An 11,435-nucleotide genomic window follows, 5' to 3' on the forward strand; every position below is an offset into this window, starting at 1 on the left:
GGGCCACCACCGACAGCTTAAAAGCCAGGCTGTAGTCCCGTTGCGTCCGCTTGATCCCTTGTTCCAATTGCCACCTCTTCGTCTCGGCGAAAAAGTGTCAACTTATTTCAGGACGGGTCAGAGGCCACGAAAAAGCCCGCCTTCCGGCGGGCTTTTTTCGTTCGTCGACGGCCTTCGCGTGCTCAGCGCTTCAGCTTCGCGAACGCCGCGGCCATCGCGCCGGCCGGTTCCGGCTCGCGCGAACGCTGGGGACGGGCCGCGCCGCGGCCGGCATTGCCGCGATCCTGACCGGCGCGCGGCGCCAGGCCCGGTGTGGCCGCTTCGTCGTCCAGGCGCATCGTCAGCGAAATGCGCTGACGCTTCACGTCGACGTCGAGCACCTTGACCTTGACGACCTGGCCGGCCTTCACGACCTCGTGCGGATCCTTGATGAACTTCGTCGACATCGCGGACACGTGGACGAGGCCGTCCTGATGCACGCCGACATCCACGAATGCGCCGAACGCCGCGACGTTCGTCACGACACCTTCAAGCAGCATGCCCGGCATCAGGTCGGACACCTTTTCGACGCCGTCACGGAACGTTGCGGTCTTGAATTCGGGGCGCGGGTCGCGACCCGGTTTTTCGAGTTCGGACAGGATGTCGCGCACGGTCGGCAGGCCGAAACGTTCGTCGACGAATTCGGCTGGCGACAGGCCGGACAGCGCATCGCGGCTGCCGAGCACGTCGTCGATCCGCTTGCTGATCTTCGCGAGGATCCGTTCGACGACCGGATAAGCCTCCGGGTGGACCGACGAGCGGTCGAGCGGATTCTCGCCGCCGTTGATGCGCAGGAAGCCGGCTGCCTGCTCGAAGGTCTTGTCGCCGAGGCGCGGCACCTTGCGCAGGTGATCGCGCGACGGGAACGGCCCGTTCGCGTCGCGGTAGTCGACGATGTTGCGCGCGAGCGTGGCGTTCAGGCCCGAGACGCGCGCGAGCAGCGCAACCGACGCGGTGTTCGCGTCGACGCCGACCGCGTTCACGCAATCCTCGACCACCGCATCGAGCGAGCGGGCGAGTTCGCGCTGGTTCACGTCGTGCTGGTACTGGCCGACGCCGATCGCCTTCGGCTCGATCTTCACGAGCTCGGCGAGCGGGTCCTGCAGGCGGCGGGCGATCGACACGGCGCCGCGCAGCGACACGTCGAGCTCCGGGAATTCCTTTGCGGCCAGCTCGGACGCCGAGTAGACCGACGCGCCGGCTTCCGACACGACGATCTTCTGCAGCCGCAGTTCCGGATGCTTCGAGATCAGCTCGCTCGCGAGCTTGTCGGTTTCACGGGACGCGGTGCCGTTGCCGATGCTGATCAGCTCGGCCTGCGTCTGCGCGGCGATGCGCGCGAGCTTCGCGAGCGAGCCGTCCCAGTCGCGGCGCGGCTCGTGCGGGTAGATCGTATCGGTCGCGAGCAGCTTGCCGGTGCGGTCGACCACGGCAACCTTCACGCCCGTGCGCAGGCCGGGGTCGAGACCGATCACGGCCTTCGGGCCGGCCGGCGCGGCCAGCAGCAGGTCCTTCAGGTTGCGGGCGAATACGCGGATTGCTTCGGCTTCCGCCGTTTCGCGCAGTTGCGTGAGCAGTTCGTTCTCGATGTGCGGCTGCACCTTCACGCGCCAGCACCAGCGGCACACGTCCGACAGCCACTTGTCCGCCGGGCGGCTCTGGTTCGCGATCCCGAAATGGCGCGCGATCATCGCTTCGCCGGGATGCGGGACTTGCGCGTCGAGTTCCTCGCCGAGCCCGAGCTTGACGGTCAGCACGCCGGCATTGCGACCGCGGAACAGAGCCAGCGCGCGGTGCGACGGGACCGTCCGGATCGTTTCCGCGTAGTCGTAGTAATCGCGGAACTTCTCGCCTTCCTCGTTTTCCTTGCCTTCGACGACCGCGGAGGATACGACGCCCTGGCTGTGCAGGTAGTCGCGCAGCTTGCCGAGCAGTTCGGCCGTTTCGCCGAATTGTTCGGACAGGATGTCGCGCGCGCCGTCGAGCGCGGCCTTCACGTCGGCGACGCCCTTGTCGGCATCGACGTACGCGGCGGCTTCCGTCTGCGGGTCGAGCAGCGGATTCGCGAGCAGCGCCTGCGCGAGCGGCTCGAGGCCGGCTTCGCGCGCGATCTGCGCGCGCGTGCGGCGCTTCGGCTTGTACGGCAGATAAAGGTCTTCGAGCACCTGCTTGCTGTCGGCCGCGTCGATCGCGGCGCGCAGTTCGTCGGTCAGCTTGCCCTGTTCGTCGATGCTCGACAGGATCGCCGCGCGGCGGTCCTCGAGTTCGCGCAGATACAGGAGACGTTCCTCGAGCTGGCGCAGCTGCGTGTCGTCCAGGTTGCCGGTCACTTCCTTGCGGTACCGGGCAATGAACGGAACGGTCGAGCCTTCGTCGAGGAGTTGCACTGCCGCCGCGACCTGGCGCGGCTGGACGGACAGTTCGGTGGCGATGCGCTGTACGATCTTGAGTGCTACGGTTTCCGTCATGTCGTGGATGATCTGCCTGCTGAAATCGCGGCGCGGGCCGGCAGGCCGCGCGGTGCGGGCTGCTAGACGGGCCCGCCGGACCAGATGCCGCGGGTGAGTGAAGCGGGGCATTTTGCCATAAATGGCGGAGCGTCCAGCCGGGGGTGATAGAATTTGAACATGTCCCGCAGCTTTCCTACGACGTTGCCAACTTCCCGCATTTCTCTCGTCGCGCTCGGCGCAGCGCTTGCCGCGGCTTTGTCCGCCGGGTCTACCGTCGTGTACGCACAGGCATCGGGCGCAACCGCGCCGGACGCCGCAGTGGCCGCGCCCGTCGCCCCCCCCGCCACGCAGGATTTTGACGCCCGTCAAAAAGTGCTCAATCAACGTTCCGCGGAAAACGATTATCGTTATGCCGTGGCGGAGCACGATTGCTACAGCAAGTTCTTTGTCAATCATTGTCTCGGCAATGCGCGCGACCGGATGCGCGAGGAGCGGGCGAGCATCCGTCAGGAGCAGCTCGCGCTCGACGACGAGCAGCGCGCGGTGCGGGCGCAGCAGCGCGACCAGCAGCAGGCGTTGAAGCAGGCGCAGAATGCGGCGGAAGCGCCGCAGCGCGCGGCGAACGATGCGGCGAACGCGGCTGCGTTCCGCGACAAGCAGGAGCAGAATGCACTGAAGCAGGCGCAGCGCGGCGCCGAGGGGCCGCAGCGCGCCGCGAACAAGCAGGCATACGACCAGAAGCAGGCAGACTTCCAGCGCAAGCTCGACCAGGCGCGCCAGCAGGGCGCGCAGAAGGCGCAGGAGCGGGCGGACAACGCCGCGCGCTACGAGCAGAAGCAGAAGGAAGCTGCGCAGCACAAGGCCGATGTCGAGCGGCGTCAGCAGGAAGCGGCCGACAAGGCCAAGCAGCAGCAACAGCAGGGGCAGTAACGTGTTGGATTGATCCGGAGTCAGTCTCGTGCGTGCCGGCACGCCAGTCGGCGCGCTGCTTCGATGAGGAGGCGCATATGCAAAACCGTCCCACGGAACAGCAGCAGGAATTGCACAACCGTTTGGCTGCATTGCAGGAGCAGCACCAGCAGCTCGCTCGGGAGATCGAGCTGAAGGAAGGACACTCCGACATCGACGACATCACGCTGCACCGGCTGAAGAAGGAAAAGCTGGCGGCCAAGGACAAAATCATTTTGCTGCAATCGCAGCTGGAACCGGATAAGCGCGCCTGAGCGCGGCCTGGCAAGCGCCGGCGCCGCCCGGGCGCTGGACACAGGAACGCTTGCCTTGAATTCACCGCTTGAAGCCAACCCCGATGCCCGGCGTGACGCGTCGTCCGCCGGGCGTGTTCGTGCGCCCGAAGGCACCTTCGAGCTGAGCCGCAAGCGCGTCGACGAACTCGACACGATCTTCGGCGACGGCGGATTGCTCGCGCGCGCGCTCGACGGCTATCACCCGCGTCAGTCGCAAATCGAGATGGCGCGCGCGGTCGCGTCCGCGATGGAGGCGTCCGCGCGCCGGATGCCCGAGCCGGAAATCTTCGAGACCCGCAAACGGCCGGCACGCCGCCTCGGCGAAGGCGACAAGGCGGCCGAATCCGCCGCGGAGGGGGCTGCGGTCGAAGCCGACGGCGACGCCGGCGACAACACGCTGATCGTCGAGGCCGGCACCGGTACCGGCAAGACCTATGCGTATCTGGTGCCCGCGATGCTGTGGGGCGGCAAGGTGATCGTGTCGACCGGCACGAAGCACCTGCAGGACCAGCTGTTCCAGCGCGACATCCCGACGGTGCGCAACGCGCTCGCGGTGCCGGTGACGGTCGCGATGCTCAAGGGCCGCTCGAACTACCTGTGCCATTACTACCTGCAGCGCACGGCCGACAACGGCCGCCTGCCGTCGCGCCAGGACACCGCGTATCTGCAGGAAATCGTCCGGTTCGCCAAGGTCACGAAGAGCGGCGACAAGGCCGAGCTCGCGAGCGTGCCGGAGACGGCACCCGTGTGGTCGATGGTCACGTCGACGCGCGACAACTGCCTCGGCCAGGAGTGCCCGCATTACAAGGAGTGCTTCGTGATGCAGGCGCGCCGCGAGGCGCAGCAGGCGGACATCGTCGTCGTCAACCATCACCTGTTCTTCGCGGACATCATGCTGCGCGACACAGGGATGGCCGAACTGCTGCCGAACGCGAACACGGTGATCTTCGACGAAGCGCACCAGCTGCCGGAGACGGCCACGCTGTTCTTCGGCGAGACGCTGTCGACCACGCAGATCCTCGAACTCGCGCGCGACACGGTCGCCGAAGGCCTGAGCCATGCGCGCGATGCGGTCGAGTGGGTGAAGCTCGGCGGCGATCTCGAACGTGCGGCGCGCGACCTGCGTCTCGCGTTCGCGAACGACCAGATCGTGCGCATGTCGCTCGCGCAACTGGGCGACGATCACCCGATGTTCGGCGCGCTCGACGCGCTCGAAGTGGCGCTCGATGCGCTTGCCTCGGCGCTCGCGAGCCAGGCCGAGCGGGCGGAGTCGCTCGGTGCGTGCCTGCGGCGCGCACGCGAGCTGCAGGACCTGCTCGCGGGCTGGGTCGCGCCCGGCGCGGCGGAAGCGGCCGCGAAGGCCGATGCCGCGGCCGCCGGCGACAAGGCGGCCACCGACGACCCGAACGAGAAGGTGCGCTGGGTCGAAGTGTTCGCGCATACCGTCCAGCTGCACGAGACGCCGCTGTCGGTTGCGCCGATTTTCGCGAAGCAGCGTGCCGGCGTGCCCCGCGCGTGGGTGTTCACGTCGGCGACGCTGTCGGTGCGCGGCGACTTCACGCACTACGCGGCCCAGATGGGCCTCAGCTCGCGGCGCTCGATGACGCTCGCAAGCCCGTTCGACTATCAGACGCAGGGCCTGCTGTATGTGCCGCGCAACTTGCCGCAGCCGTCGTCGCCGGCGTTTACCGATGCCGTGTTCGATGCTGCATTGCCGGCGATCGAGGCATCGGGCGGCGGCGTGTTCATGCTGTGCACGACGCTGCGCGCGGTCGACCGGATCGCGTCGAAGCTGCGCGACGTGATCGAGTCGCGCGGCTGGAACACGCCGCTGCTGGTGCAGGGCGATGCCAGCCGTACCGAACTGCTTGATCGTTTCCGTTCGTACGGCAATGCGATTCTCGTCGGCAGCCAGAGCTTCTGGGAAGGCGTCGACGTGCGCGGCGACGCGCTGTCGCTCGTCGTGATCGACAAGCTGCCGTTCGCGCCGCCCGACGATCCGGTGCTGGCCGCGCGGCTCGATGCGTTGACCAAGAAGGGCTTGAGCCCGTTCGCGGTTCACCAGCTGCCCCAGGCCGTGATCACGTTGAAGCAGGGCGCGGGCCGGCTGATTCGCGCGGAGACGGATCGCGGCGTGCTGATGATCTGCGACACGCGGCTCGTCGACAAGCCTTACGGTCGACGGATCTGGCAGAGCCTGCCGCCGTTCAAGCGAACCCGCGAGATCGCGGTCGTGCAGGACTTCTTCGACGAGCATCGCGCGGCAAAACGCGCGTGACCGCGCTGCCGCCTGCTGCGGGCGGCACCAACAAAAAACCCGGCTCGATGGCCGGGTTTTTTGTTGGGTGCTCGGGCGTCGCTCAGAACTGCCACCACGACTTCTTCGTGCCGGGGCGCGAATGGCCGGTGATGTACGGGCTGTCCGGGAAGGTTCCGGCGAGCACGCGCTTCGTGTCTTCCGCGAGTTCCGGCTGGTTCAGCTTGCCGTACGACAGGATCATGATGTGCAGCGCGTCCTCGATCGCCGGCGCGCCCTTGTAGTCCTTGATCGCGAGCTGCGCGCGGTTGATCGCCGCGACATAGGCGCCGCGCCGATAGTAGTAGTCGGCCGCGTGCACTTCGTGCGAGGCGAGCGCGTTGACGATGTAGCGCATCCGGGCGGCGGCGTCGGGCGCGTACTTGCTCTTCGGGAACCGGTCGACGACGACCTTGAACGCGTCATACGATTCGCGCAGTGCCTGCGGATCGCGCTCGCTCATGTCCTGGCCGGAGAAGCGGCCGAACAGGCCGAGATCGTCGTTGAAGTGGATCATCCCCTTCAGGTAGTACGCGTACGGGATGTCCGGGTGATCCGGATGCAGCTGGATGAAGCGGTCGACGGCCTGATCGGCGGCTGCCGCTTCGTTGTCCTTCCAGCTGCAGTACGCGACGTTGATCTGCGCCTGTTGCGCGAAACGGCCGAACGGATCGCGACCTTGCAGCGATTCGAAATATTTCGCGCACTTGCCCCAGTCGCCGCCGGACAGTGCGTCCTGGGCCTCTGAGTATAATTTGTTGTTCGACCAGGTAGCCGTCTCGTCCTGCTTCTGCGGCAAGCCGTGGCAGCCGGCGATGAGGGCCGCGGCCGCTACCACCGCAGCTCGGGCGGCGACGGTTTTGGCCGTACGTTTGGTCGAATTCATCATGCTCGCATGTCCTAGCTTCAAGTCTCGGTGACCCAGTCTAAATGACCCGTTCAAGTTCGCAGAATGCCCCGCGGGGCAAGTCAAATCGCGAAGATTATAGCCCAAGCGATCGGCCCGCCGACGCTGCGTCGGGGGATTCTCCCGACGACGATCTCGCTGCAGACGCGATGCAGCCGCCTGTCGTGCCGTCCGCGGCGGCCGACGAAGCGCCGCGCGTCGTCGAAGTGCCGCTGTCGCTCGCGGGTGAGCGCCTCGATAAAGCGCTTGCCCAACTCTTCCCCGAATTCTCCCGCAGCCGCCTGCAGAGCTGGATCGAGGCGCAGCGCGTGCTGGTCGACGGCGCGCCGGCGAAGATCCGCCAGCCGGTGCCGCTCGGCGCGAGGATCGAGCTCGTGCCCGACCTGCTGCCCGAGCAGCTGGCGTTTACACCGGAGCCGGTGCCGCTCGACGTGATCTACGAGGACGACGCGCTCGTCGTCATCAACAAGCCGGCGAGCCTCGTCGTCCACCCGGCTGCCGGCAACTGGAGCGGCACGATCCTCAACGGCCTGCTGCACCGCTACGGCGACGCGGCGGCCGGCCTGCCGCGCGCGGGCATCGTGCACCGGCTCGACAAGGAGACGTCCGGCCTCATGGTGGTTGCGCGCACACTCGCCGCGCAGACCGACCTCGTGCGCCAGCTGCAGGCACGCACGGTGAAGCGCCGCTATTTCGCGCTCGTGTGGGGCATGATGCCCGAAGACGGCACGATCGACGCGCCGATCGGCCGCGATCCGCGCGAGCGCACGCGCATGGCCGTCGTCACCGGCGCGTCGGGCAAGCCCGCGCGCACGCATTTCCGCACGGTTGACACATGCATGTGGCAACGTCAGCCGGTGTCCGCGATCCAGTGCGATCTCGAAACCGGCCGCACGCATCAGATCCGCGTGCACTGCTCGCATGTCGGGCATCCGCTGCTCGGCGATCCGGTGTATGGGCGCGCGCGCGGCAAGCGCTCGGTCGCGCCGCTGCCGGGCGGGTTCGCGCGGCAGGCGCTGCACGCCTGGCGGCTCGGCCTCGTGCATCCGGTGACGGGCAAGACGATGCAGTGGCGTTGTCCGTTGCCGGACGACATGAACGCGCTCGTCGCGGCGCTGGGCTTCGGGCAGGGCGACGAGGAATTCGACGATGAAGACGGTGTCTACGACGATGACGATTTCGCCGGCGATTATCAGGATCACGACGACGATTACGACGATGAGGAGGAGTGAGTGCCGATGACGAACCTGGCGCCGTTGACGTGGCAGGACTGCGTGCAGCCCGACTGGCAGGTGGCGCCGCGCGTGCGTGCGCTGATCACGACGCGCGACGGCGGCGTGAGCGAGGGCCCGTACGGGCGCTGGCAGGACGGCGCCGCGTTGCCGGGCGGGATGAATCTCGGCCTGCATACCGGTGACGATCCGGCCCATGTCGCCGCGAATCGCGCGCGCTTGCTCGCGCTGGCGGGCCAGTCGCGAGCGGCATGGCTCGAACAGGTTCACGGCGCGCGGATCGTGCGCGCGGACGAGGTGATCGAGGCCGCGCCGGGTGCCGAGGCGCCCGTGCAGGCCGACGCGAGCGTGACGGACCGCGCGGGCGCGGTCTGTGTCGTGATGGTCGCGGATTGCCTGCCGGTGCTGTTGTGCGACGCGCGGGGTCGGGCGGTGGGTGCCGCGCATGCTGGCTGGCGCGGGCTCGCGGCCGGCATCGTCGAGCAGACCGCGGCTCGCGTCGCGGCACTCGCCGGCGGCGCGACGGATGAACTCCATGCGTATCTCGGGCCCGCGATCGGCCCGCGGGCATTCGAAGTCGGCGCCGATGTGCGCGAGGCGTTTCTCGACACGGCTCCGCAGTCGGAGCATGATGAGACGCGGCAAGCGTTCGTCGCGATCGACGGCGCGCCCGGCAAGTATCTCGCCGACCTCTACGCGCTTGCGCGCCTGCGCCTCGCGCGTGCAGGCGTGGCGCGCGTGAGCGGCGGGACCGCCTGCACGGTCACCGAACACGCGCGCTTCTATTCGTACCGGCGCGACCGCGTGACCGGCCGCATGGCGGCGGCGATCTGGCTGGCAGATTGACGGCTGACCGCGCGCATTAGCGCGCGGCTTGGTTTGTTGCGCTGCGAAATCGGTTATTTCGATATTGGCGCGGCAATGCGGCGTTGCATGGACAACCGAATGAATAATCGCGAAGTCAAGTCGATCAAAATGTTTTATGTTTCGCCGGAAGCCTTGTCCCGCTTGTTGCGCACGGATTATCTCCGAGCAGAAATGTTCGGTGGTTTGACGCAGTGCTTCACATGGGGAAAACGATAATGATAAAAATACCGCACTGCGGCAGAATCTGGAGACGCCTCTCCAGAGCATGACGGCCCGGCTCGCAGCCGGCACGCCGCGCGCGAGCAGGATTTCACGATTGACGCTCACGAATCACCGGTAAGGCAGGTAATGACAGCATCGAAAAATTCGTCGACGTCCGCTCAGGCGGGCACTTCCGCAGGCAGCACCGGATTCGACCAGGCTACCCAGCCGATGCAGCAGATGTTCGAGGCATGGCTGAACGCCTGGCGCGGTTTCGCCGATCCGGCGCGCGCCGCAACGGCGGCGGCCACCGCGAATCCGTTCGCCGCATTCCAGTTCCCGACATCCGTTCCGTTCCAGATGCCGTCGATGCCCGATCTGGGCGCCTTCGGCGGCCTGGCTTCTCCGTTCGCGGGACTGAAGCTGCCGGTGGCCGCGATCCCGCCGGAGCGGCTCCAGAAGCTGCAGGCCGACTACGCGCGCGATTGCATGACGCTGATGCAGCAGGCCGCCGCGGCGAAGCTCGAGTCGCCTGAACTGAAGGACCGCCGCTTCAGCGCGGATGCGTGGAAGGCTTCGCCCGCGCACGCGTTCGCCGCTGCGTGGTATCTGCTCAACGCGCGCTACCTGCAGGAACTGGCCGACGCGCTCGAGACCGATCCGAAGACGCGCGAACGTATCCGTTTCTCCGTCCAGCAATGGACCGCCGCCGCCGCGCCGAGTAACTTCCTTGCGCTCAATCCCGATGCACAGAAATCGATCCTCGAGACGCAGGGCGAAAGCCTGCGGCAGGGGATGATGAACCTGCTCGGCGACATGCAGCGCGGCAAGATTTCGCAGACCGACGAATCGCAATTCGTGGTCGGCAAGAACCTCGGGTGTACCGAAGGCTCGGTCGTCTACGAGAACGACCTGATCCAGCTGATCCAGTACGCGCCGAAGACGGACAAGGTGTTCGAGCGGCCGCTCCTGATCGTGCCGCCGTGCATCAACAAGTTCTACATCCTCGACCTGCAGCCCGAGAATTCGCTCGTCGCGCATGCGCTGTCGAACGGCCATCAGGTGTTCCTCGTGTCGTGGCGCAACGCCGATGCGTCGGTCGCGCACAAGACGTGGGACGACTACATGAACGAAGGGCTGCTCGCGGCGATCGACGCCGTGCAGCAGATCAGCGGCCGCGAGCAGATCAACACGCTCGGCTTCTGCGTCGGCGGCACGATGCTCGCGACCGCGCTGTCGGTGCTCGCCGCGCGCGGCGAACATCCGGCCGCGTCGATGACGCTGCTGACCGCGATGCTCGATTTCACCGACACCGGCATCCTCGACGTGTTCGTCGACGAGGCGCACGTGCAGATGCGCGAGCAGACCATCGGCGGCAAGAACGGCGCGGCACCGGGGCTGATGCGCGGCGTCGAGTTCGCGAACACGTTCTCGTTCCTGCGGCCGAACGACCTCGTCTGGAACTACGTCGTCGACAACTACCTGAAGGGCCGCACGCCCGCCGCGTTCGACCTGCTGTACTGGAACAGCGACTCGACGAGCCTGCCGGGCCCGATGTACGCGTGGTACCTGCGCAATACCTATCTCGAGAACAAGCTCCGCGTGCCGGGCGCGCTGACCGTATGCGGCGAATCCGTCGACCTGTCGCGCATCGACGTGCCGACCTTCATCTACGGGTCGCGCGAGGATCACATCGTGCCGTGGCAGACGGCCTACGCGTCGACGTCGATCCTGACGGGCCCGTTGAAGTTCGTGCTCGGCGCGTCGGGCCACATCGCGGGCGTGATCAATCCGCCGGCGAAGAAGAAGCGCAGCTACTGGGTCAACGACAACGATCTGCCCGAATCCGCGGACGACTGGTTCGCCGGCGCGACCGAGCAGCCGGGCAGCTGGTGGACGACCTGGGTGGAGTGGCTCGACCAGTACGGCGGCCGCAAGGTGGCGCCGCCCGCCAAGGCCGGTTCCGCGCAGTTCCCGGTGATCGAACCGGCGCCGGGTCGCTACGTGTTGCAGCGCGATTGACGAAAGACGGACAGCGGCGCACGCTGTCCGGTGCACCGCAGTTTTTTTTAACAGGGCCGGTAGCGATGCGCCGTGTCGTGCGGGCCTGGAGGAAAGGGAAATGACGGACGTAGTGATCGTATCGGCCGCGCGGACCGCGGTCGGCAAATTCGGCGGCTCGCTCGCGAAGATCGCGGC

General features: G+C 67.1%; 8 protein-coding genes. 6 read left to right on the plus strand and 2 right to left on the minus strand.

Annotated features, from left to right (window positions below):
• Positions 1–182: 182 nt before the first annotated feature.
• Positions 183–2,507, minus strand: coding sequence for a Tex family protein (locus WS49_RS07565; RefSeq protein WP_059526047.1), 2,325 nt, complete (start codon positions 2,505–2,507; stop codon positions 183–185).
• A 159-nt stretch (positions 2,508–2,666) separates the two neighbouring features.
• Between WS49_RS07565 and WS49_RS07570 the strand changes: the two genes are divergently transcribed.
• The 3 genes from WS49_RS07570 to WS49_RS07580 all read left to right on the plus strand — a co-directional run bounded on the left by WS49_RS07570 (position 2,667) and on the right by WS49_RS07580 (position 6,011).
• The gene (locus WS49_RS07570; RefSeq protein ID WP_059526049.1) at positions 2,667–3,419 is read left to right on the plus strand and encodes a hypothetical protein; all 753 of its coding nucleotides are present in this window, start codon (positions 2,667–2,669) and stop codon (positions 3,417–3,419) included.
• A 77-nt stretch (positions 3,420–3,496) separates the two neighbouring features.
• Positions 3,497–3,712 (plus strand): YdcH family protein, encoded by a 216-nt coding sequence (locus tag WS49_RS07575; protein ID WP_006755091.1) that lies wholly within the window; start codon positions 3,497–3,499, stop codon positions 3,710–3,712.
• A gap of 55 nt (positions 3,713–3,767) precedes the next feature.
• The gene (locus WS49_RS07580) at positions 3,768–6,011 is read left to right on the plus strand and encodes an ATP-dependent DNA helicase (RefSeq protein WP_059526051.1); all 2,244 of its coding nucleotides are present in this window, start codon (positions 3,768–3,770) and stop codon (positions 6,009–6,011) included.
• An 82-nt stretch (positions 6,012–6,093) separates the two neighbouring features.
• Here WS49_RS07580 and WS49_RS07585 read toward each other — a convergent pair whose 3' ends face one another.
• Positions 6,094–6,918 carry an outer membrane protein assembly factor BamD gene (locus WS49_RS07585; protein ID WP_059526052.1) on the minus strand — a complete coding sequence of 275 codons (825 nt, stop codon included), beginning with the start codon at positions 6,916–6,918 and terminating at the stop codon, positions 6,094–6,096.
• Between the two features lie 41 nt (positions 6,919–6,959).
• On the opposite strand from WS49_RS07585, the gene WS49_RS07590 reads away from it, so the two are divergent.
• The 3 genes from WS49_RS07590 to phaC all read left to right on the plus strand — a co-directional run bounded on the left by WS49_RS07590 (position 6,960) and on the right by phaC (position 11,258).
• Positions 6,960–8,168, plus strand: coding sequence for an RluA family pseudouridine synthase (locus WS49_RS07590; protein ID WP_059526054.1), 1,209 nt, complete (start codon positions 6,960–6,962; stop codon positions 8,166–8,168).
• A 6-nt stretch (positions 8,169–8,174) separates the two neighbouring features.
• Positions 8,175–9,014: a peptidoglycan editing factor PgeF gene (gene pgeF / locus WS49_RS07595; RefSeq protein WP_059526058.1), complete on the plus strand. Its 840-nt coding sequence runs from the start codon at positions 8,175–8,177 to the stop codon at positions 9,012–9,014.
• Between the two features lie 369 nt (positions 9,015–9,383).
• Positions 9,384–11,258, plus strand: coding sequence for a class I poly(R)-hydroxyalkanoic acid synthase (gene phaC, locus WS49_RS07600; protein WP_059526056.1), 1,875 nt, complete (start codon positions 9,384–9,386; stop codon positions 11,256–11,258).
• Positions 11,259–11,435: the final 177 nt, after the last annotated feature.

It is taken from the genome of Burkholderia sp. RF7-non_BP4 (assembly GCF_001521935.1).
Taxonomy (GTDB): Bacteria; Pseudomonadota; Gammaproteobacteria; order Burkholderiales; family Burkholderiaceae; genus Burkholderia; species Burkholderia diffusa.